This window comes from Pseudomonas sp. P108, assembly GCF_032613195.1.
Lineage (GTDB): Bacteria > Pseudomonadota > Gammaproteobacteria > Pseudomonadales > Pseudomonadaceae > Aquipseudomonas.
This window is the reverse complement of the sequence record NZ_CP126691.1, coordinates 1,464,665-1,486,938: the sequence shown is the minus strand read 5'-3', so window position 1 is coordinate 1,486,938 and position 22,274 is coordinate 1,464,665. Positions and strand designations below refer to the sequence as shown.

Annotated in this window: 18 protein-coding genes and 2 tRNA genes; 14 read left to right on the top strand and 6 right to left on the bottom strand. The window is 59.6% G+C overall.

Going from position 1 to position 22,274, the window contains the following annotated elements; all coding sequences use genetic code 11:
- Nucleotides 1-15 precede the first annotated feature (15 nt).
- The 4 genes from QOM10_RS06475 to pdeM all read left to right on the top strand — a co-directional run bounded on the left by QOM10_RS06475 (nucleotide 16) and on the right by pdeM (nucleotide 5,251).
- A complete protein-coding gene (locus QOM10_RS06475) occupies nucleotides 16-1,134 on the top strand; it encodes a M14 family metallopeptidase (RefSeq protein WP_316917755.1) in 1,119 nt (372 codons plus the stop codon).
- Nucleotides 1,135-1,147: 13 nt separating this feature from the next.
- Entirely contained in the window at nucleotides 1,148-1,912 is a 765-nt protein-coding gene (locus QOM10_RS06470; protein WP_127926085.1) for an ABC transporter ATP-binding protein, read from the top strand.
- 196 nt (nucleotides 1,913-2,108) lie between these two features.
- Nucleotides 2,109-4,598, top strand: coding sequence for a ligase-associated DNA damage response DEXH box helicase (locus tag QOM10_RS06465; RefSeq protein WP_160038568.1), 2,490 nt, complete (start codon nucleotides 2,109-2,111; stop codon nucleotides 4,596-4,598).
- Complete coding sequence (pdeM, locus tag QOM10_RS06460) at nucleotides 4,595-5,251, top strand: ligase-associated DNA damage response endonuclease PdeM (RefSeq protein WP_150774147.1); 657 nt, start codon at nucleotides 4,595-4,597, stop codon at nucleotides 5,249-5,251. Before QOM10_RS06465 ends, pdeM begins: the two co-directional genes overlap by 4 nt.
- Nucleotides 5,252-5,293: 42 nt before the next feature.
- Here pdeM and QOM10_RS06455 read toward each other — a convergent pair whose 3' ends face one another.
- Nucleotides 5,294-5,503 carry a hypothetical protein gene (locus QOM10_RS06455; protein WP_127926082.1) on the bottom strand — a complete coding sequence of 70 codons (210 nt, stop codon included), beginning with the start codon at nucleotides 5,501-5,503 and terminating at the stop codon, nucleotides 5,294-5,296.
- A gap of 107 nt (nucleotides 5,504-5,610) precedes the next feature.
- Nucleotides 5,611-6,177 (bottom strand): dCTP deaminase, encoded by a 567-nt coding sequence (gene dcd, locus QOM10_RS06450; RefSeq protein WP_007918616.1) that lies wholly within the window; start codon nucleotides 6,175-6,177, stop codon nucleotides 5,611-5,613.
- Between the two features lie 354 nt (nucleotides 6,178-6,531).
- Between dcd and QOM10_RS06445 the strand changes: the two genes are divergently transcribed.
- Nucleotides 6,532-6,741 (top strand): cold-shock protein, encoded by a 210-nt coding sequence (locus QOM10_RS06445; RefSeq protein ID WP_002554837.1) that lies wholly within the window; start codon nucleotides 6,532-6,534, stop codon nucleotides 6,739-6,741.
- Between the two features lie 164 nt (nucleotides 6,742-6,905).
- Here the strand turns inward: QOM10_RS06445 and QOM10_RS06440 are convergent, their stop codons facing one another.
- Nucleotides 6,906-7,913 (bottom strand): DUF481 domain-containing protein, encoded by a 1,008-nt coding sequence (locus QOM10_RS06440; protein ID WP_127926081.1) that lies wholly within the window; start codon nucleotides 7,911-7,913, stop codon nucleotides 6,906-6,908.
- 161 nt (nucleotides 7,914-8,074) lie between these two features.
- On the opposite strand from QOM10_RS06440, the gene QOM10_RS06435 reads away from it, so the two are divergent.
- The 4 genes from QOM10_RS06435 to QOM10_RS06420 all read left to right on the top strand — a co-directional run bounded on the left by QOM10_RS06435 (nucleotide 8,075) and on the right by QOM10_RS06420 (nucleotide 12,847).
- The gene (locus tag QOM10_RS06435; protein ID WP_122608732.1) at nucleotides 8,075-8,428 is read left to right on the top strand and encodes an MGMT family protein; all 354 of its coding nucleotides are present in this window, start codon (nucleotides 8,075-8,077) and stop codon (nucleotides 8,426-8,428) included.
- A 43-nt stretch (nucleotides 8,429-8,471) separates the two neighbouring features.
- The gene (locus QOM10_RS06430) at nucleotides 8,472-10,031 is read left to right on the top strand and encodes an AmpG family muropeptide MFS transporter (protein WP_150651372.1); all 1,560 of its coding nucleotides are present in this window, start codon (nucleotides 8,472-8,474) and stop codon (nucleotides 10,029-10,031) included.
- A 129-nt stretch (nucleotides 10,032-10,160) separates the two neighbouring features.
- Nucleotides 10,161-11,876: a proline--tRNA ligase gene (locus tag QOM10_RS06425; RefSeq protein WP_007918631.1), complete on the top strand. Its 1,716-nt coding sequence runs from the start codon at nucleotides 10,161-10,163 to the stop codon at nucleotides 11,874-11,876.
- A gap of 17 nt (nucleotides 11,877-11,893) precedes the next feature.
- Entirely contained in the window at nucleotides 11,894-12,847 is a 954-nt protein-coding gene (locus QOM10_RS06420; RefSeq protein WP_137217559.1) for a hypothetical protein, read from the top strand.
- A gap of 102 nt (nucleotides 12,848-12,949) precedes the next feature.
- Here the strand turns inward: QOM10_RS06420 and dinB are convergent, their stop codons facing one another.
- Nucleotides 12,950-14,011 carry a DNA polymerase IV gene (gene dinB, locus QOM10_RS06415; RefSeq protein ID WP_150749402.1) on the bottom strand — a complete coding sequence of 354 codons (1,062 nt, stop codon included), beginning with the start codon at nucleotides 14,009-14,011 and terminating at the stop codon, nucleotides 12,950-12,952.
- Between the two features lie 280 nt (nucleotides 14,012-14,291).
- Here dinB and QOM10_RS06410 point away from each other — a divergent pair.
- The 4 genes from QOM10_RS06410 (at nucleotide 14,292) to QOM10_RS06395 (ending at nucleotide 18,880) form a co-directional block, all read left to right on the top strand.
- A tRNA-Met gene (locus QOM10_RS06410) sits at nucleotides 14,292-14,368 on the top strand.
- 221 nt (nucleotides 14,369-14,589) lie between these two features.
- Nucleotides 14,590-14,666, top strand: a tRNA-Met gene (locus tag QOM10_RS06405).
- A 279-nt stretch (nucleotides 14,667-14,945) separates the two neighbouring features.
- Nucleotides 14,946-17,585 carry a bifunctional lysylphosphatidylglycerol flippase/synthetase MprF gene (mprF, locus tag QOM10_RS06400; protein ID WP_127926079.1) on the top strand — a complete coding sequence of 880 codons (2,640 nt, stop codon included), beginning with the start codon at nucleotides 14,946-14,948 and terminating at the stop codon, nucleotides 17,583-17,585.
- Nucleotides 17,585-18,880, top strand: a complete 1,296-nt coding sequence (locus QOM10_RS06395) for a virulence factor family protein (protein ID WP_316917754.1) — start codon at nucleotides 17,585-17,587, stop codon at nucleotides 18,878-18,880. Before mprF ends, QOM10_RS06395 begins: the two co-directional genes overlap by 1 nt.
- Before the next feature lie 196 nt (nucleotides 18,881-19,076).
- Here QOM10_RS06395 and QOM10_RS06390 read toward each other — a convergent pair whose 3' ends face one another.
- Complete coding sequence (locus tag QOM10_RS06390) at nucleotides 19,077-19,223, bottom strand: hypothetical protein (RefSeq protein ID WP_174245029.1); 147 nt, start codon at nucleotides 19,221-19,223, stop codon at nucleotides 19,077-19,079.
- Nucleotides 19,224-19,626: 403 nt separating this feature from the next.
- Between QOM10_RS06390 and QOM10_RS06385 the strand changes: the two genes are divergently transcribed.
- Nucleotides 19,627-19,950, top strand: a complete 324-nt coding sequence (locus tag QOM10_RS06385; protein ID WP_160038558.1) for a DUF3077 domain-containing protein — start codon at nucleotides 19,627-19,629, stop codon at nucleotides 19,948-19,950.
- 184 nt (nucleotides 19,951-20,134) lie between these two features.
- Here the strand turns inward: QOM10_RS06385 and QOM10_RS06380 are convergent, their stop codons facing one another.
- The gene (locus tag QOM10_RS06380; protein ID WP_371857960.1) at nucleotides 20,135-21,976 is read right to left on the bottom strand and encodes a potassium transporter Kup; all 1,842 of its coding nucleotides are present in this window, start codon (nucleotides 21,974-21,976) and stop codon (nucleotides 20,135-20,137) included.
- Nucleotides 21,977-22,274 lie beyond the last annotated feature (298 nt).

Sequence of the window (22,274 nt, the reverse complement as noted above, 5' to 3'; positions counted from 1 at the left end):
ATAAAGAGATAAAAAATGCGCCACCTGATCCATGACCTGTTGGCCCCGCTGCCGGGGACCGCACGACAGATCCACAGCTTCCACTTCGGCCCGGAACAGGCCAAGGGCAAGGTTTACATTCAGTCTTCGCTGCACGCCGACGAACTGCCGGGCATGCTCGTCGCTTGGCACCTCAAGCAACGTCTGGCCGAGCTGGAAGCGGCCGGGCGCCTGCGCAGCGAAATCGTGCTGGTGCCAGTGGCCAACCCGGTCGGCCTCGAGCAAGTGTTGATGGACGTGCCACTGGGCCGCTACGAACTGGAGAGCGGGCAGAACTTCAACCGCTGGTTCGTCGACCTCAGTGAAGAAATCGGCAACGCCATCGAAGGCAGGCTGAATGACGATCCGCAGCACAACCTCGAACTGATCCGCACGCATCTGCGCGACGCCCTCGCCCGCCAGACCGCCAGCACGCAACTGCAATCCCAGCGTCTGACCCTGCAACGGCTGGCCTGCGACGCGGATATGGTGCTGGACTTGCACTGTGATTTCGAATCGGTGGTGCACCTCTACACCACGCCCGAAGCGTGGCCGCAGGTCGAACCGCTGGCGCGCTACATCGAAGCTCAGGCGAGCCTGCTGGCCACCGATTCCGGCGGCCAGTCGTTCGATGAATGCTTCACCCTGCTGTGGTGGCAACTGAAGGAACGTTTCGGCGAGCACTTCGAAATTCCGCTTGGCAGTTTCTCGGTGACCGTCGAGTTGCGCGGCCAGGGTGACGTCACCCATCCGCTGGCCAGCCGCGACTGCCAGGCGCTGATCGATTATCTGATCCAGTCCGATGCGATCGTCGGCGAAACCAAACCGCAGCCGCCATTGCCGTTCCCGGCCACGCCTCTCGCGGGAGTCGAACCGGTAACCACGCCGGTCGGCGGCCTGCTGGTGTACACCGCCACGGCGGGGCAAGTCCTGGAAGCCGGACAGCAGATCGCCGAAATCATCGACCCGATCCACGACCGGATCACCCCCATTCATTGCACCAGCGCCGGCGTGATGTACGCCCGCTCGCTGCGACGCATGGCCACCGCCGGCATGGTCATCGCCCACGTCGCGGGCGCCGAAGCCTATCGCAGCGGCTACCTACTTTCGCCTTGAGGATGTCTGTCCCATGTACAAACTGACCGTTGAAGGCCTGCATAAAAGCTATGGCGACCATCAGGTGCTCAAAGGCGTGTCGCTCAAGGCCAAGACCGGCGACGTGATCAGCCTGATCGGCGCCAGCGGCTCGGGCAAAAGCACCTTTTTGCGCTGCATCAATTTTCTCGAACAACCCAATGATGGCGCCATGAGCCTCGATGGCCAGGCGATCCGCATGGTCACCGACCGCCACGGCATGCACGTCGCCGACGCTGCTGAGCTGCAACGCCTGCGCACGCGTCTGGCAATGGTGTTCCAGCATTTCAACCTGTGGAGCCACATGACCGTGCTGGAAAACATCACCATGGCCCCGCGCCGGGTGTTGGGTTGCAGCAAACAGGAAGCCGATGATCGTGCGCGGCGTTATCTGGACAAGGTCGGTCTGCCGGCGCGGGTGGCGGATCAGTACCCGGCGTTTTTGTCGGGCGGCCAGCAGCAGCGCGTGGCGATTGCCCGGGCGTTGGCGATGGAACCGGAGGTGATGTTGTTCGATGAACCGACCTCGGCGCTCGACCCGGAGTTGGTGGGGGAAGTGTTGAAGGTGATTCAGGGTCTGGCGGAAGAAGGCCGGACCATGATCATGGTGACCCACGAAATGAGTTTCGCCCGCAAAGTCTCCAGCCAGGTGCTGTTTCTGCATCAGGGTTTGGTGGAAGAAGAAGGCGCGCCTGAAGAAGTGCTGGGCAACCCGAAAAGCGAACGCCTGAAGCAATTCCTCAGCGGTAACCTCAAATAACGCCGCACACAATCCCCCTGTAGGAGTGAGCCTGCTCGCGATAGCGTCATTACATCCAATACTAATGTGACTGACACACCGCTATCGCGAGCAGGCTCACTCCTACAAAAAGCACACCGTGCCAGCCTGAAAAATCAAACTTGTCTGCCCGCCCCGCGGTCTCTGGAAGAACCCCTCCAGAGCGCGCGCAGCCCGCATGGCGAAATCCTCCGACCTGGCAAAAATCTGGTTCAGCGCCCGCGACTGGAAGCCGTTCGCCTTTCAGAAACAGGTGTGGGCGGCGGTCAAAAACGGTGAGTCCGGTCTACTGCACGCGAGCACCGGTGCCGGTAAAACCTATGCGGTGTGGTTTGCCGCGCTCAATCGCTTTGCCCGCTCGCAGCCTGCCGTCGAAACATCGCGTAAACGCAAACAACCGGCCGAACCGCTGACAGTGCTGTGGATCACCCCCATGCGCGCGCTCGCCGCCGATACTGCACGCGCCTTGCAAACACCTCTCGATGATCTGCAGATCCCGTGGAGCATCGGCCTGCGCACTGGTGACACCAGCAGCAGCGAACGCGCCCGCCAAAGCCGACGCCTGCCGACCACGCTGATCACCACGCCGGAAAGCCTGACACTGCTGCTGGCGCGCGCCGACGCACAAGTCGCGCTGTCGAGTTTGCGTATGATCGTCGTCGATGAGTGGCACGAACTGCTGGGCAACAAGCGCGGCGTGCAGTTGCAATTGGCCTTGGCCCGCCTGCGCCATTGGCAACCTGATCTGATTGTCTGGGGCGTATCCGCGACCCTCGGTAATCAATCCCACGCCGAGCAGGTGCTAATCCCGCAGGGCGGCGGAATCAGTATTCAAGGACAAAGCGAAAAATCGCTGAAGGTTGACACACTCCTCCCGCCGGCCATCGAGCGTTTTCCCTGGGCCGGGCACATCGGTCTCAAAATGTTGCCGCAGGTCGTTGCTGAACTGGATGCCTGCGCCAGCACGCTGGTCTTCACCAACACCCGGGCGCAATCGGAAATCTGGTATCAGGCACTGCTGGAGGCACGGCCGGATTGGGCCGGGTTGATCGCGTTGCATCACAGCTCACTGTCTCGCGAGACCCGCGACTGGGTCGAACAGGCCTTGAAGGACGGGCAACTGAAAGCCGTGGTCTGCACATCGAGTCTGGATCTGGGCGTGGATTTCCTGCCGGTCGAGCGCGTATTGCAAATAGGCTCGGCCAAAGGTGTCGCGCGTTTGATGCAACGCGCCGGGCGCTCCGGTCATGCACCGGGACGCACGTCGCGAGTGACACTGGTGCCAACGCACAGCCTTGAATTGATCGAAGCGGCTGCCGCCGGCGATGCCGTCGAACAACGGCGCATCGAACCACGCCTGTCACCGCACAAACCGCTGGATGTACTGGTGCAGCATTTGGTCAGCATGGCCCTTGGCGGTGGCTTTATTCCTGAGGACTTGTACGAAGAAGTCCGCGGTGCCTGGGCATATCGTGACCTGACACCCGCCGATTGGGCGTGGGCGCTGGCTTTCGTACGCCATGGCGGGATGTCTCTGACAGCCTATCCGGACTATCGCCGGGTCGAACCGGACGAGCACGGCGTCTGGCGTGTGCCCGATGCACGATTGGCGCGGCGTCATCGCATGAGCATCGGCACGATCGTCAGCGATGCCAGCATCCAGCTGAAATTCTGGAGCAAGGGCGGCGGTGGTAAACAGCTGGGCAGTGTCGAGGAAGGCTTTATCGCACGGCTCAAACCCGGTGATGGTTTTCTCTTCGCCGGGCGTTTGCTGGAGTTGGTGCGAGTGGAAAACATGACCGCTTACGTCAAACGCAGCACTGCGAAGAAAGCCGCCGTACCGCGCTGGAATGGCGGGCGGATGCCACTTTCAAACGAATTGGCTGAGGCCGTGGTCAGGCGCTTCAGTGCCGCCGCGCAGGGCGAGTTTATCGGCCCGGAAATGCAGGCATTGCGACCCTTGCTGGAAACCCAGATGCGCTGGTCGGGTTTGCCCACCACAGAAAACCTGTTGGCCGAAGTATTGAAGTCCCGCGAGGGCTGGCACCTTTTCCTTTATCCGTTTGCCGGGCGCCAAGTGCATCTGGGCCTGGCGAGCCTGCTGGCATGGCGCGTCAGTCAACGGCAGCCCGTGACGTTTTCCATTGCGGTGAACGATTACGGCCTGGAATTGCTCAGCGCTACGCCGATCGACTGGGCCGAGTATTTGAATACCGATCTCTTCAATGCTGATGATTTGTTAACGGACGTTATGGCCAGCCTGAATGCCGGCGAACTGGCGCTGCGGCGCTTTCGCGAGATCGCGCGGATTGCCGGGCTGGTCTTCGCCGGCTACCCAGGCGCGCCGAAAAGCACCCGGCAGGTACAGGCATCCAGCGGTTTGTTCTTCGAAGTATTCAAACAATACGACGCCGACAACCTGTTGCTGGCGCAGGCCGGGGAAGAAGTCTTACGCGAAGAACTGGATATTCGTCGCCTGGAACAGACATTGGAGCGGATCAACGGGATGAAACTGGACGTGCATCAGCTCAAACGTCCTACACCGCTAGGGTTTCCGCTGCTGGTGGAACGCATGCGCGAAAGCATGAGTTCGGAAAAACTCGCTGATCGCATCAGGCGAATGGTCGGTGATCTGGAGAATAGCGCCGACAAGGATAAATCCCGATGAATGCGCCCTACCCGGTGCGTCTGGCCGGCGAAGAACTTTGGCTCCTGCCCGAGAAAGCCATGTACTGGCCCGCGCAGCAGGTCCTGTTGATTGCCGATGTGCATTTCGGCAAAGCCGCGGCTTACCGCAGTCTTGGTCAACCGGTCCCGCATGGCACCACGGCGAGCAATATCGCCGTGATTGATCGGCTGCTGGCAAAGCTGCCCTGCCGTTTATTGATCTTTCTCGGGGATTTCCTGCACGGGCCCGGCTCTCATGCCACGGGCACGCTGAGCGCGCTGGCCCAATGGCGTGCGCGCCACGCTGAGCTGCCAATGACGCTGATTCGCGGCAACCACGACAAACGCGCTGGTGACCCGCCTGAATCGCTGAACATCCGGGTGGTGCCGGAACCGCTGCTGCTCGGGCCATTCGCCTTGCAACATGAACCGGACCCGCATCCTGAAAGACACGTACTGGCGGGTCATGTGCACCCGGTCTATCGGCTAAATGGCAAGGGTCGGCAGAGCTTGCGCCTGGCGTGTTTCAAGCTCGGCGAACGCATCAGTCTGCTGCCGGCATTTGGCGCCTTTACTGGGGGGTATTCAGTCGAGAAGGATGAAAGCTGCAGAATCTTCGTCATCGGTGATAACGAAATATGGCCAGTCAGTTAAAGTCTTTGCAGACCTCGTCTGGCTGACCATTTTCACGGCTTATCAGGCGACAGGCGCCGGTGGCGGCTCGTCCGGAAGGGTCGGTTCGCCCGGCTCGGTCGGTTGTTCGTTGGGCGTATCGGGATCGGGCTGTCCGGGAATTCCGCCAGCCATGCTCAGCGACGGATGCGCCAACAATGACCAGGCCAATACGCCAACCTGATTGGGCTCAAGCCTTGCCAGTTCGGCAGTGATTTGCGGATCGATCTTCATGGGGCACTCCTCGGCGAAGGCCCGTTTTGCCGAAAGCAAAAACGGGCAGTACACCCCATAGAGTGTCTGCCCGCCAAAGAATTCCCGCGATCTGTCGGATGGGCCGATCAGGTGCGCGGCAAGGTCACGCCACGCTGGCCCTGGTACTTGCCGCCGCGATCCTTGTAAGACACTTCACATTCCTCGTCGGATTCGAGGAAGAGCATCTGCGCCACGCCTTCGTTGGCGTAGATCTTCGCCGGCAGGTTGGTGGTGTTGGAGAATTCCAGCGTCACGTGGCCTTCCCACTCTGGCTCGAGCGGCGTGACGTTTACGATGATGCCGCAACGCGCGTAGGTGCTTTTACCCAGGCAGATGGTCAACACATTGCGCGGAATGCGGAAATATTCGACGGTGCTGGCCAGGGCGAAAGAGTTCGGCGGGATGATGCAGACGTCGCTGTGGACGTCGACGAAGCTGCCCGGATCGAAGTTTTTCGGGTCGACGATAGACGAGTTGATGTTGGTGAACACCTTGAAGTGATTGGTGCAGCGTACGTCGTAGCCATAGCTCGACACACCGTAGGAAATCACTCGGCTGTCATCGCTGCCGCGCATCTGGCGCTCGACGAACGGTTCGATCATGCCGTGTTCCTGCGCCATGCGGCGAATCCACTTGTCCGATTTGATGCTCATGGCGGGGTGTCCTGAATAGCGAGGTGGAAAAATTCTGTCCGGCATCTTACCGGGCGCGCCGCCCGGTTCAAAGTGCGCGGTGCAATTCTCGCCGAACACCCATGAAATACGGGCTTTGGCGACGAACCGTCACACCGCCGATCCCGAAAACAGAGAAACCTTCGCAAGAAGCATTGGCACTTCTCGGAAACTGGGTTAAGGTGGCGTCACTGTGTTGCTTGTGTCACTGAGAATCTCTACACGATATGTTGAATTTCGATCCAACCATCTACAAGAATTTTTCCTGCTCTTTGCACTCAGTCTCGGCCAGGGTTCTTCCTGAGTCGCAGTTATCTTTGTTCAAGGAGTTACACCATGTCTAATCGCCAAACCGGTACCGTTAAGTGGTTCAACGATGAAAAAGGCTTCGGCTTCATCACTCCACAATCCGGTGACGACCTGTTCGTTCACTTCAAAGCTATCCAATCCGACGGCTTCAAAAGCCTGAAAGAAGGCCAACAGGTTTCTTTCATCGCTACCCGCGGTCAGAAAGGCATGCAAGCTGAAGAAGTACAAGTTATCTAACTTGTAGCTTCTTTAGAAAAGAGCCCCGCCCTTAAAAGCGGGGCTTTTTTGTGGGCGTCTGTTTTTCAGCTCGCAAAAAAAGATCGCAGCCTTCGGCAGCTTCTACAGGATGTATATCAATCCTCTGTAGGAACTGCCGAAGGCTGCGATCTTTTGCTTGTGCGTTACCAGGCCACGCCAAACCCGGCGGTATAACGGGTCTTGTTCAGATCGGCATCGTTGGTGCCGCTGATGATGTCACGCTCAGCCTTGAGATTGAGCGAGGCCCAATCGGTGACCTTGTAGCGCAAGCCCATCTCGGCATCCAGCGCGTAATCGGCAACACCCGACAGCGGCTTGCCCACTTCACCGTTGGTGAAGAATTCGACCTTCTTGCCAATCAGGTAACGGTTGTAATCCCACTTCATCGCGACGGAATAGAAGTTGTCCTTGCTGCCATCGCGATACTCGTAATCGGTACGGTTGAGCAGCGAGCCCAGCGAGAACGCGCCCAGCTCGTCATCCCAGAACTGGTAGCCAGGACCGGTACCGACCACGCGCTGACGCGCCAGCTCTTCGATGTGATCACGCTTGTAGTTCAGGCGGCCCTGCCAGAACCATTGATCCGTCAGGAAGCGGTCGAGTGCATATTCGGCGCGCCAGTTGTTGGTGGTGGTCTCGTCGTCCTGCACTTCGCGGTTGTACTCGCCTTCGGCGGTATGACGCCAGCGACCATGACGCGCTGAGGTCTTGAAGCCGACATCGTAGTCATCGGTGTCCTTCTCGGCGCGCTGATAGTCCAGCGCCAGGTCGACATTGCCCTTCCACACCAGATCCTCGACCACCGGTTTGGGTTTGAGAATCTGCTGAATGCTCGCCAGTTCGACGGTTTTCGGCGCCTCTCCGTTGGCCAGGGTGACCTTGCCATCTTCGGCAGCCGTCAGCGACTTGGACACTTCTCCGGTGTAGGCATCCTGCTTGACCAGCAGGTGCTGATCGCTGTCCAGGGTCTTGACCTCTTTCCAGTCAATCGTGACCGCACCGGCATATTTGGTCTGGATCAACAGCTTGCCGCCATCGAACACGGTGATAGTGCCGCTCAACTTGTCACCGTTCTTCAACCAGACGGTGTCGGCAAGCAGGGGCGTGGACGCGCTGAATACAGCAAGGCACAGCAAGGATCTGGAAAACATAAGCGAATCTAGGGCTCAGTTTGCGAAAAGGTCGGCATTATCCGTAGGAATAAGACCCTGACAAGGACTGACCGGACGATTTCCATTGAGTTCATTTCTCAACTGCGCCGCGACGGATTACCCTTGAAGCATCAATCCGCCCATGTTCAGGAGCCGCGCACGTGACAGAGCAGCCCCACGATCGTGACAGTGAAGCGCAAATCCGACGCACGGCGCTCTATTCCACGCTCGCCCAAGTGCCCGAGGGCAAAGTCGTCAGCTATGGTCAGTTAGCTGAACTTGCCGGGTTGGGGCGCGCCGCCCGCTGGGTCGGCCGCACCTTGAGCCAGTTGCCCGGCGATACCAGGCTGCCCTGGCACCGCGTGCTCGGCGCCGGCGGTCGGATCAGCCTGCCGGTGGGCAGCCCTTCGGGCGATGAACAACGGGCCCGATTGCGCATGGAAGGCATCACCGTCCTGAACAATCGTGTGGATATTCAGCGCCATGGCTGGCGTCCGGTAGAGCACAGCGGTTAGAGTGCGCGCTTTGTTTTCGCAATCTTGAGGCAGACTCCAGCCCATGCCCCGTAAAACCTGGCGCGCCGCGCTAGCCGCTTATGCCAGTCCTTCGACGCTCGTGCTGTTGTTGCTCGGTTTCGCCGCCGGCCTGCCGTACATGCTGGTGTTTTCAACGCTTTCCGTCTGGCTTCGTGAGGCCGGTGTGGCCCGTGAAACCATCGGCTATGCCAGCCTGATCGGTCTGGCCTATGCGTTCAAATGGGTCTGGTCACCCCTGCTCGACCAATGGCGCCTGCCGTTGCTGGGCAAGCTTGGCCGTCGCCGCTCGTGGCTGGTGCTCTCACAGGTGCTGGTCATCCTCGGGCTGATCGGCATGGGTTTCTGTGATCCACAGAAACATCTGTCCTGGCTGATCGCGATCGCCGTTGTCGTCGCCTTTGCCTCCGCCACTCAAGATATTGCGGTGGATGCCTATCGCCTGGAAATCGCCGAGGACAACCGCCAGGCCGCCCTTGCCGCCAGTTATATGTCCGGTTATCGCGTGGCAGCACTGCTGGCGACTGCCGGTGCGCTGTTCTTCGCTGAGGGCTTCGGCTCCACGGGCTTCAACTATCAACATTCGGCCTGGGCCGGCACTTACGCACTGTTCGGTGCATTGATGGTGCCCGCGCTGCTGACCACGCTATTCATGCGCGAACCGCCAGTGCCACTACGCACGCAGTTGCAGGCCGGGCGTTACACCTTCATGCATCAGTTGATGTCGGTGTTTGTGCTGATTGTTTTGCTGGTCTCGGTGCCGGCGATGTTCACTCAGCTGTACAACACCGATTTCGCCGGTGTGCTGTTCGGCGACATGAGCCCGCTCGACCTGCTGCTCGAAGACCGCGCCTTCCTGCGCGCCATTCTCTATACGCTGCTGACTGGCCTGTGCCTGTCGACCATGGGCCGTCGCGGCCTGGCGCCGGTGCTGACGCCGGTCAACGATTTCATTCTGCGTTACCGCTGGCAGGCACTGCTGTTGCTCGGCCTGATTGCTACCTATCGCATGTCGGACACGGTGATGGGCGTCATGGCCAACGTGTTCTATATCGACCAGGGTTTCACCAAGGATCAGATCGCCAGTGTCAGCAAGATCTTCGGCCTGATCATGACGCTGGTTGGCGCCGGCATGGGCGGCCTGCTGATCGTGCGTTTCGGCATCCTGCCGATTCTGTTCATCGGCGGCGCGGCCTCGGCGGCCACCAACCTGCTGTTCGTCATGCTCGCCGACATGGGCCCGAACCTGCAGATGCTGGTGGTGACCATTTCCCTCGACAACTTCAGCTCGGGCCTGGCGACGTCGGCGTTCGTTGCCTATCTGTCGAGCCTGACCAACCTGAAGTTCTCCGCCACCCAATACGCCCTGCTCAGCTCGATCATGCTGCTGTTGCCGCGCCTGATGGGCGGCTATTCCGGGGTTCTGGTCGAGAAGTTCGGTTACCACAGTTTCTTCCTGATCACTGCCCTGCTCGGCGTGCCGACACTGGTACTGATCGCCCTGCACTGGTTCCAGGAAAGCCGCCGCGAAGGCCCGACGCCAACGCCCGAGCCTGTGCCGACGCCGGTCACAGAAGAATCGTAAGACGTTTCGGCAACGGCGGGAGGAATCCCGCCGTCGTGCCTCCCCACTGACCTCACGCCTGTACGTCGGCAAAACTCGCCGGTACACTGCGGAGTCATTTCCAGTCATAGCAACCGACAACGGCCAACCATGCGCACCAGTCAATTTTTGCTCGCCACACAGAAAGAAACGCCTTCCGACGCGGTCGTGATCAGCCACCAGCTGATGCTGCGCGCCGGCATGATCCGCAAACTCGCCTCGGGCCTGTACACCTGGCTGCCCATGGGCCTGCGAGTCATGCGCAAGGTTGAAGCCATCGTTCGCGAAGAGATGAACGCCGCCGGCTCTCTGGAAGTGTTGATGCCGAGCACCCAACCGGCCGAGCTGTGGCAGGAATCGGGGCGCTGGGAAGAATACGGCCCTGAGCTGCTGCGCATCAAAGACCGCCACGGTCGCGACTTCTGCGCGGGCCCGACCCACGAAGAAGTGATCACCGATCTGATGCGCAACGAGTTGAGCAGCTACAAACAGCTGCCAATCAACCTGTACCAGATCCAGACCAAATTCCGTGACGAAATCCGCCCACGCTTCGGTTTGATGCGCGGTCGCGAATTCATCATGAAGGACGCGTACTCGTTCCACGCTGATCAGGCGTCGCTGCAGGTCACTTATGACCGTATGCACCAGGCCTACTGCAACGTGTTCAGCCGTCTTGGCCTGAAATTCCGTCCGGTTGAAGCCGACAACGGTTCGATCGGTGGCGCTGGTTCGCACGAATTCCACGTACTGGCCGAGTCTGGCGAAGACGACATCGTCTTCAGCAACGGTTCCGACTACGCAGCGAACATCGAAAAGGCCGAAGCCGTGCCACGCGAAACCTCGCGTGCTGCCGCGACCGAAGAGCTGCGCCTGGTCGATACACCAGACACCAAAACCATCGCGGCGCTGGTGGAAAAATTCAATCTGCCGATTGAAAAGACCATCAAGACCCTGATCGTGCGCGCCGAAGAAGAAGGCAAGCTGATCGCGCTGGTCATCCGTGGCGACCACGAACTCAACGAAATCAAGGCTGCCCAGCAACCTGGCGTGGCCAGCCCGCTGGTCATGGCCACCGACGCCGAACTGCGTGACGCCATTGGCGCCGGCGCCGGTTCGCTCGGCCCGCTGAATCTGCCGCTGCCGATCATCATCGACCGCTCGGTCGAGCTGATGAGCGACTTCGGCATCGGCGCGAACATCGACGACAAGCACTACTTCGGCGTGAACTGGGAGCGCGATCTGCCGGTTCCAACCGTGGCTGACCTGCGTAACGTAGTCGCCGGTGACCCAAGCCCGGACGGCAAAGGCACCCTGGAAATCAAACGCGGAATCGAAGTCGGGCACATCTTCCAGCTGGGCAACAAGTACAGCAAGGCGATGAAGTGCGAAGTGCTGGGCGAGAACGGCAAGCCGGTTACCCTGGAAATGGGTTGCTACGGCATCGGCGTATCCCGCGTGGTGGCTGCTGCCATCGAGCAGAACAACGACGAAAACGGCATCATCTGGAGCGACACCCTGGCGCCATTCCAGATTGCTCTGGTGCCGCTGCGCTATGAAACCGAGCAGGTCCGTGAAGCCACCGACAAGCTGTACGCCGAACTGACGGCCGCCGGCTTCGAAGTGCTGCTGGACGATCGCGACAAGAAAACCAGCCCGGGCATCAAATTCGCGGACATGGAACTGATCGGCATTCCACACCGGATCGTGGTCAGCGACCGCGGCCTCGCCGAAGGCAACCTGGAATACAAGAGTCGTACCGAAGGCGAGGCGCAAGCATTGCCGGTGGCTGACGTATTGTCCTTCCTTCAGGCCCGTATCCGCCGCTGAAACCAGATAGAGACGTCATGTTCAAGCGAAACACCTTAGGCCTCGGAGGCACCGCCCTGTGCGGCGCCCTGCTGGTCAGCGGCTGTGCCAATCACATGTCACAACGCAGCGAGCACGAAGAGCGGGTCGAGCGAAAGTTGCTCGACCATAGCCTGCAGATTGATGTCGGTGAGCCTAAGGAGCTTGAGCTGCCGCAACGACGCGTGAAGATCAACGAACAGAAGACTTTTGAAGTCACCGAGTTCGAAGTGACGCGTCGCTACGATCGCTACACGCCTTACCAGCCCTGGCGGGAGGTCTACGAGATTCCGCTGGGTGCGGTCGCCGTGGTCGGTGGCGTTGGCGCCAACGTGGTCAACGTGTTCGCCCTCGGCAACCTGCCGGACAGCATCACCAAGGACTGGCTGAGTTACGGTTTCGCCGGGCTCAACCCGTTCATGAACGTGCAGTCCAACGGTCGTGCGCAGCAGAATCTGGCCGGCATCGATGAAGTCCAGCGCGACAAGCGCACGGAGTATTCGAGCCTGCCGTGGAGCGAGCGTCCGGTGCAGGTCAAGGCTGGCAAGCAGACCTTCGACATGACCACCGATCGTAACGGTGTGCTGCGTCTGAACCTGCTCGACAGCCCGTTTGCCGAAAATGATCTCAATCATGTCGGCAAATTGCAGATCAGTGTCGAAGACGCCAAGGATGACGTGCACTCGGACTCTTCGCTGATGATCAGCAGTCATCTGCGTGGCAAGTTGCTGGAAGCGCACGGGCTGATTTATGACGACCTTGAAGACGACGAAGTGAGCCAGTGGGTGCACCGGGTCAAACGTCTGTCGGAACTGGGTCTGGAAGAAGAAGCCAGCGAGCTGGAACAGAGCCTGATCGAACTGACGCGCAACGATCCTGAATTGCAGACTGAGTTTCTCAAGTCGCTGACCAAGGATGCCGGGCGTCTGGTGGCGGATCCAGGGCCGAACTGACAGCTAAAAGCTTCGCGAGCAGGCTCGCTCCCACAGGGTGGAATACATTCCAAATGTGGGAGCGAGCCTGCTCGCGAAGAGGCTCCGACAGACACCGCAAATCTACCGCTCAAACAACTCCATCTGCTCAAACCCGCCGCGCAAATCCTCCAGCCTCACCCCAACCCCCAACAACCGCACCGGTTTCCCGCCGCGATTGAACGCCTGCGTCAGCATCAACTGATAACTGCCCAGATCCCGCCCTGCCCCGGCCTGCTCCAGTGTCGTCTGGGTAAAGTCATGAAACTTCACTTTGACGAACGGCTTGCCCGGACGATAACTGCTGTCGATCCGCGCCATGCGGGTTTTCAGGGTTTCCAGCAGCTCCGGCAGTTTGTCGAGACAGCTGCGCAGGTCCGGCAGATCGACGTCGTAGGTATTTTCCACGCTGATCGACTGACGCCGGCTGTCGTTGTGCACCAACCGGTCATCGATCCCACGGGCCAGACTCCACAGTCGCTCACCAAAACTGCCGAATTCGCGTACCAGCGCCAGCTTGTCCCACTCGCGCAATTGCAGGCAGTCGACGATGCCGAGCCTGCCCAGTTTGTCGGCGGTGACCTTGCCGACGCCATGCAGTTTGCTGACCGGCAAATCGCTGACAAAGTCTTCGACCTGATCCGGCGTAATCACGAATAGCCCGTTGGGTTTTTTCCAGTCACTGGCGATCTTCGCTAAAAACTTGTTCGGTGCCACGCCAGCGGAAACGGTGATGTGCAACTGATTGGAGACCCGGCGACGGATATCTTGGGCAATGCGTGTAGCGCTGCCGCCAAAATGCGCGCTGTCGGAGACATCCAGATAGGCCTCATCCAGCGACAGCGGCTCGATCAAGTCGGTGTAATCGGCAAAGATCGTGTGAATTTCTTTCGAGGCTTCGCGATAGGCATCCATTCGCGGCTTGACGATGGTCAGGTCCGGACACAACTTCAGTGCATGCCCCGAGGCCATCGCCGAACGCACACCATACGCGCGCGCTTCATAGTTGCAGGTGGCGATCACCCCGCGCCGATCCGCCGAACCGCCCACTGCCAACGGCTTGCCGGCCAGACGCGGGTCATCGCGCATTTCGATGGCGGCGTAAAAACAATCGCAGTCGATGTGGATGATTTTTCGCTGAGTCATGTCAGAAAAGGAAACGTGGCGAGCCGGATGGGCAGTATCTCACTGACACCTGTATATAGCACCAGTGGTATGAATGTTCTTCTCCGCGCGTGGGAAAAGGCCTTTGAATTTATTTTCTCAATCGACAAACGGCCTCCAATAGAGCTGAAAGCCTTGCCCCGCCTGCCCTGCGCACGGAAAAACGCCCGAGAAAAAGCGCTAACCGATTGAACCTCAACAGATTTTATCCAGATTGAAGGTTGACACCCCAGCGTTCCTCTGTAGAATGCCGACACACAGACGCGGGATGGAGCAGTCTGGTAGCTCGTCGGGCTCATAACCCGAAGGTCGTCGGTTCAAATCCGGCTCCCGCAACCAAACATCAAAAAAGGCTACTCGAAAGAGTGGCCTTTTTTGTGCGCGTCTGTTTTGTGGATTTCCTCTTCTTATAGAGAAGGATCGCCAAACAGGAATTCTTTGCATTTCCGAAACTTAACGCACCACCTGCGACCGTTTGACGCGATTGCACACTTATTTGACCCTTTATGGGATTAGCGGTTGACACCTCGCCGTTCGCCTGTAGAATGCCGCCACACAGACGCGGGATGGAGCAGTCTGGTAGCTCGTCGGGCTCATAACCCGAAGGTCGTCGGTTCAAATCCGGCTCCCGCAACCAAACATCAAAAAAGGCTACTCGAAAGAGTGGCCTTTTTTGTATCTGTTGAAAAAGTCCTTTCGCAACAATGATCTGTCACTGTGCAGTGAACCGCTTGGGATCTTCAGAAGTACTCACCTGCGACTATGCTTGAGTCGCAGGCAAGACGTCTGCAATCCAGGAACTGCCCTCGCCGATACCCGGTGAGAGGCGTAGTATTTTGTGATTATTTTTTTCTACAGGGATTGGTAACTTGGCTGGATACCTCCATCCTGTCGCGCACAATCCAAGAGGTGATTGATGCGCGCCAACTCGTCTGATCCACAAGACACCGTCACAGCGGAACACCCGATCAAACCCGAGCGCCTGCGCTTGCTGGATCGGTTGAGCAAATACCGGCAACCCATCGGTCTGGCGGTCACGCTGTTGCTGTTTGCCATTGCGCTGATTGCCTGTCGTCATCTGCTTGCCGAGCTTGATCTCGATGCGCTGCACGACTCGATTCTCGACGTGCCGAAACCCGCCCTGCTCGGTGCGTTTGCTGCGACTGTGGTCGGCTTCATCATTCTACTGGGCTACGAATGGTCGGCCAGCCGCTATGCCGGCGTGACCTTGCCGCCGCGCACATTGGCGCTGGGCGGCTTCACCGCGTTTGCGATTGGCAATGCGATCGGTCTGTCGCTGCTGTCCGGCGGTTCGGTGCGCTACCGTTTATATGCACGACTGGGCCTGGGCGCGTCGGAAGTCGCGCACATGACCTTGTTCGCCAGTTTGTCGCTGGGCTGCGCCTTGCCGCCGCTGGCCGCACTGGCAACGCTGAGCGATCTGCCTGCTGCCTCGCAGGCGCTGGGTTTGTCCGAAGGCCTGCTCGGCACTATAGCCGCTGTCGTGCTGTTGCTTGGCGCAGTACTGGCCATCGGCATCTACCGTCGACGCCTGCCGGAACAACCGTTACGCGACAACCTGCTGGTCAGGGTTGGCCGCCGCACGCTGCGCTTGCCGGGGCGTCGCCTGACCTTCCTGCAACTGATCATTACCGCCCTCGACGTCGCGGCTGCCGCCACGGTCCTTTATCTGTTGCTGCCGGAAGCGCCACCGTTCGGCGCGTTCCTGCTGGTGTATCTGCTGGCACTGGCTGCCGGCGTACTTAGCCATGTTCCCGGCGGAGTTGGCGTCTTCGAAGCGATTCTGCTGGCCGCTTTCGCTGACAAGCTCGGTGCCGCGCCTCTCGCCGCCGCCCTGCTGCTGTATCGCCTGATCTATGTGGTGCTGCCGCTGCTGGTGGCCTGCGTATTCCTGCTGATCAACGAAGGTCAGCGCCTGTTCCAGACCCAGACCATGCGCGCCGCGTCCGGTCTGGCCGCACCGATTCTGGCGGTGCTGGTGTTCCTGTCCGGTGTGGTGCTGCTGTTTTCCGGCGCTACTCCCGAGATCGACACACGTCTGGAGCACATCGGCTTTCTGATCCCGCATCGTCTGGTGGACGCTTCGCACTTTGGCGCCAGCCTGATCGGCGTGCTCTGCCTGATGCTCGCTCAGGGTCTGCGTCGTCGCCTGTCGGCCGCGTGGATGCTGACCACCATTCTGCTGCTGGTTGGCGCCCTGCTCTCGCTGCTCAAAGGTTTTGACTGGGAAGAGGCGACACTGATGACCCTGACGGCAGCGCTGCTCGGCGTGTTCCGTCGCTCGTTCTATCGCCCGAGTCGCCTGACCGAACTGCCGTTCTCGCCGCTGTACCTAGTGGCCAGCCTCTGTGTGCTCGGCGCTTCGACATGGCTGCTGCTGTTCGCTTATCAGGACGTGCCGTACAGCCATCAACTGTGGTGGCAGTTCACCCTCGACGCTGACGCGCCACGTGGCCTGCGTTCGCTGCTCGGCGCCGCCGTCCTGCTGCTGGTGATCGCGTTGACCTGGCTGCTGCGCACCGCGCGCCCGGTCATTCACCTGCCGACGCCTGACGAACTCGATCGTGCGGCGAAGATTCTGATGGCGTCGTCGCAACCCGACGGTGGCCTCGCGCTGACTGGTGACAAGGCGTTGCTGTTTCATCAGAACGACGAAGCGTTCCTGATGTACGCGCGCCGTGGTCGCAGCCTCGTGGCGCTGTACGACCCGATCGGCCCCGGCCAGCAACGTGCCGAGATGATCTGGCAGTTCCGCGACCTCTGTGACATTCACCACGCTCGCCCGGTGTTCTACCAGGTGCGCGCGGAGAACCTGCCGTACTACATGGACATCGGCCTGACCGCGATCAAACTCGGCGAAGAAGCCCGGGTCGATCTGCTGCGCTTTGACCTGGAAGCCAAGGGCAAAGAGATGAAGGATCTGCGTTACACCTGGAACCGAGGCACCCGCGATGGTTTGTCGCTGGAGATCCACGAGCCGGGTCAGGCGCCGATGGATGAGCTGAAAGTGATTTCCGATGCGTGGCTGACTGGCAAGAACGTGCGCGAGAAAGGTTTCTCCCTCGGCCGTTTCAGCGACGATTACCTGAAGCATTTCCGCATCGCGGTGATTCGCTTCGAAGGTCGCCCGGTGGCGTTCGCCAACCTGCTCGAAACTTATAGCCATGACCTGGCCAGTCTCGACCTGATGCGCGCGCACCCGGATGCGCCGAAGCTGACCATGGAATTCATGATGGTCGGCCTGATTCAACACTATAAGAGTCACGGATACGCGCGCTTCAGCCTGGGCATGGTGCCGTTGTCGGGGTTGCAACCCCGCCGTGGTGCACCGCTGACCCAGCGTCTGGGCTCGATGGTTTTCCGCCGTGGTGAGCAGTTGTACAACTTCCAAGGCTTGCGCCGCTTCAAAGACAAGTTCCAGCCTGACTGGGAACCCCGTTATATGGCCGTGCCCGCCGGACTCGATCCGTTGGTGGCGCTGGCCGACACTGCTGCCCTGATCGCGGGCGGCTTGACTGGATTGGTGAAACGCTGATGATTCAACGCTCCCTGAAGTACATCCTGGCCGCACTGATCGTGCTGGCCGTGATTGCCGGCGGCGGTTTCTGGTACCTCAAACGCCCGGCACCGGAACCGACCGTCGAACAGCTGACCCCGGCCGATGGCGCCGCCATGACCCGCGTCATCCCGGGCACCAAGCCCAAGGCGCAGGTGCTGGTAGCAGTCAACGACGACCAGAAACTCAGTGAAAAACAACTGACCACCCTGAGCCGCAGCGCCTCGGCGCAGATCGTTCAAGTGATTCTGCCCAAGGACTGCCTGCTGCAAAGCCGCGCCCTGCAATCGGGCCTGCGTGAACTGAACGGTCCGGCTACTTTGGTCAGTGGCATTGGCCCAGGGGCCGTGCTGGCCTGGCGCTGGTTGTCGGAACAGAAAGATGACAAGGCTCAAGCCGTGTCCGTCGACCTCGCGCTGGAAAAAGGTGGCTGCACCCACCTGCTGCCAAAATCCGCCGCCCACGGCCACTGGCTGGCAGCCTGGAACGATAACCCGGACGACGCCAGCGCAGGTTTCGTGCGCGACCAACCGAACGCCGAAACCAGCATCAGCGACTACGACATCAACCTGCCGCAAGTGCTGAACAACGAACTGCGTAAAATCCTCGTTGGCGGCGACAAGGCCAACGGCGGTCTGGCGATCCCGGTGGTTGAAGTGCCGGCCGGCCAAGCGAAAGACACCGTGACCCTGTTCCTCTCCGGTGACGGTGGCTGGCGCGACCTCGACCGCGACGTGGCCGGTGAAATGGCCAAGATAGGCTACCCGGTGGTCGGCATCGACACCCTGCGCTACTACTGGCAGCACAAGAGCCCGGAGCAAAGCGCACTGGATCTGACCGAACTGATGCAGCACTACCGGCAGAAATGGGGCACCAAGCGCTTCATCCTCACCGGTTATTCGTTCGGTGCTGACGTATTGCCAGCGATCTACAACCGCCTGCCGGACACCGAGCAGCAACGCGTAGACGCAATCATCCTGCTGGCCTTCGCCCGCACCGGCAGCTTCGAAATCGAAGTCGAAGGCTGGCTGGGTAACGCCGGCAAAGAAGCCGCCACCGGCCCGGAAATGGCCAAGCTGCCACCGGCCAAGGTTGTGTGCATCTATGGTGAAGAAGAGACGGATGAAAGTGGCTGCACGGACAAGACTGCCGTTGGCGAAGCAGTGAAACTGCCTGGCGGCCACCACTTCGATGAGAACTACCCGGCGCTGGCCAAGCGTCTGGTGGACTTGATCGAGAAGCGTCAGAGCAAGGACTCGGTCGCCGAAGAGTGATCTGAGCCACGCCCATAAAAAGCCCCCGCAACTTCACGGTTGCGGGGGCTTTTACATTCCAGCAGCCACCAAAATCCCCTGTGGGAGCGAGCCTGCTCGCGAAGCGGTGGGTCAGTTTACAGATTCGTCGACTGACACTATGCCTTCGCGAGCAGGCTCGCTCCCACAGGGGAATTGCCCTGGACTCAAATAATCGTTAGTCCTGGCAAGCGTATCTTGCCCGCATATCGTCATGGCTGATCACTTGAGCCGGATCGAGGTTGATCAATCGTTCCATCGCTTCGGCTTCAATTCGAAGGTTCTCGAGATCATCATGCTTTTCTTGTTCCGATGATGCCGTCATACATGCCTCGCTCATTTGCACACGCCAGTTCGTGTCAGACGTTTAGTATCGTTTACTTCCAGTCTCGCAATATCAGATGACGCCCACAGACCTTGTAGGCAAACTCCGAAACTCTTGTTGGGGCGCTGTGCCGCTCTATTGCGCTGTTTTTCGACGGGATACTCTCCGGATGTCGCTGACCCATTCAGCGATCGGGTGTGGTAACCCGGCTATGCAAAGCGCAACAGCGCCCCATCACGACAATAGGCATTTTGATGCCTGTAATTCAGTGTAATGGCGGCTGTGCGTGGGAGACCTTCGGGTCTGCCGGTTTCTTTGCTCCCGGTTTACCACCCTGCGTACAGCTGCCACCCTTTCGCGTGGTAACGAAATGGAGCAGCTCCCCGCGTTAAGGAGCAAAACAATGAGTAAAACAGGTACGCCTTCAGACACTACAACCATCGGCTTCACCCCCTTCCTCTACAACTCGGATCAAGCGTATTTCAACGTCCGCTCCGGCATCCCGATCATCGATGCCTTGTCCCAATCCTCCGACCTGCTATCCCTCGCCAAATCCTTCGCAGAAGACGCTGCCTTCATCAGAGACACCGATCGCCATGCCTGGGCCGCGCATTACCTGACGGTGATGGGCAAAGCCTTGATTGATGATGTGATTCAGGCGTTGATGCCACGACCTGCGCGGACGAAGACTGAATCTGAAATCGATCTGCCTGAACGCACCACTTAACCCTGTGGGAGCTAGCCTGCTAGCGATTGCGGTGGATCTGGTAAAGATGTGCTGTCTGACACTCAGCCATCGCTAGCAGGCTAGCTCCCACAGGGGATTTGCGTGGGTTTGAGGTTTATGTGCATGCACAAAAAAGCCCCCGCCAGCCACAAGGCTGACGGGGGCTTTTCGCTTGAGGCCAAGCTTACATTTCTACCTGCGTGCCGAGTTCAATCACCCGGTTCAACGGCAAATTAAAGAACCGCAAATTCCCATTGGCATTCTTCAACATGAACGCAAACAACGCCTCACGCCAACGCGCCATCCCCTCAAGTTTCGAGGCAATCACCGTTTCGCGGCTGAGGAAGTAGGTCGTGCGCATCGGGCTGAAGTCCAGATCATCCAGATGACACAGCTTCAGCGCTTGCGGCACGTCCGGCTCGTCGGTGAAGCCGAAATGCAGGATCACCCGGAAGAAACCCTCCCCGTGCGCTTCGACCTCGAAGCGCCGCGATGGCGGTACGCGCGGGATGTCTTCGTAGACCACCGTCAGCAACACCACTTGCTCGTGCAGTACCTGGTTATGCAGCAGGTTGTGCAACAGCGCATGCGGCACGGCGTCGGAGCGCGCGGTGAGGAACACAGCAGTGCCCTGCACACGATGCGGCGGTTGCACGCGAATGCTGCTGATGAAGATCGGCAGCGGCAGCGCTCCTTCGTCGAGGCGATCGACGAGCAACTGCTTACCTCGTTTCCAAGTGGTCATCAGCACGAACAGCGCGATACCGGCAATGACCGGGAAAGCACCGCCCTGCACAATCTTCGGCACGTTGGCGGCGAAGTACAGACCGTCCACCAGCAGGAAGCCGATCAGCACCGGCACCGCGAGGATCGGCGGCCATTTCCACAGCAGCAGCATCACTGCCGACACCAGAATGGTGGTCATCAGCATGGTGCCAGTCACCGCCACGCCGTAAGCCGAGGCCAGTGCGCCGGAGGATTCGAAGCCCAGCACCAACAGGACCACGCCGACCATCAGCGCCCAGTTCACCGCGCCGATATAGATCTGGCCCTGCTCGTCGCTGGAAGTGTGCTGGATGTACATGCGCGGGATGTAACCGAGCTGGATCGCCTGACGGGTCAGGGAAAATGCACCGGAAATCACCGCTTGCGAGGCAATCACCGTGGCCAGCGTCGACAGACCGACCAGTGGAATCAGCGCCCAGCTCGGTGCCAGCAGATAGAACGGGTTACGCGCTGCTTCCGGGTTTTCCAGCAGCAAGGCGCCCTGACCGAAGTAGTTGAGCACCAGCGCCGGCAACACCAGGATGAACCAGGCGCGGGCAATCGGCTTGCGGCCGAAGTGGCCCATGTCGGCGTACAGCGCTTCGGCACCGGTCAGCGCCAGCACCACGGCGCCGAGGATCGCTACGCCCATGCCCGGATGAACCACGAAGAAATTCACCGCCCAGATCGGGTTCATCGCATGCAGCACTTCTGGCGCGTGACTGATGCCATATACACCGAGGGCGCCGAGGACGAGGAACCAGGTGACCATGATCGGCCCGAACAGAATGCCAATCCGCGCCGTACCGTGTTTCTGAATCAGAAACAGCGCCACCAGTACCACCAGCGACAACGGCACCACCCAATGGTCGATGCCATCGAATGCCAGCCCCAGACCTTCAATCGCCGACAGTACGGAAATCGCCGGGGTGATCATGCTGTCGCCATAAAACAGCGCCGCGCCGATCAGCCCGCAAACCACCAACAACGAGCGCAATTTCTTGCGATGCCCTGCCGCCCGTCGCGCCAGTGCGGTGAGCGCCATGATGCCGCCCTCGCCCTGGTTGTCGGCGCGCAGCACGAACATCATGTATTTGATCGACACGACCCAGATCAGCGACCAGAAGATCAACGACAGAATGCCCAGCACGCCATCGTGATTGACCGATACGCCGTAAGCGCCGGAAAACACTTCTTTGAGGGTGTACAACGGGCTCGTGCCGATGTCGCCGTAAACCACCCCGACCGCCGCGACCAGCATGCTCAGCGGCTTGGAGGCCGAACCCTCGGCGCCTGCCGCATGACTACTTGCCTGACCCATCCAACACTCCTACTTCTCAGAACCGGCTTCTTGAATGAAGCACTATGCTTTGTGGTGCAGCATGCGCTGTTTTACCTGTTGTTACAGACGTTTTGTTGACTGTAAAAAATTGGTAAAGCTCAACGGCGCGAAGCATAGCGCAGCACTCGTCGTATTTCCCTGCATAAAGCTGGTCAAGTGCGTTGCTCGCCGCTAGAATTGCGCACTTTTTGATCAGAGGCGCGCCCTAAGCGCCCGT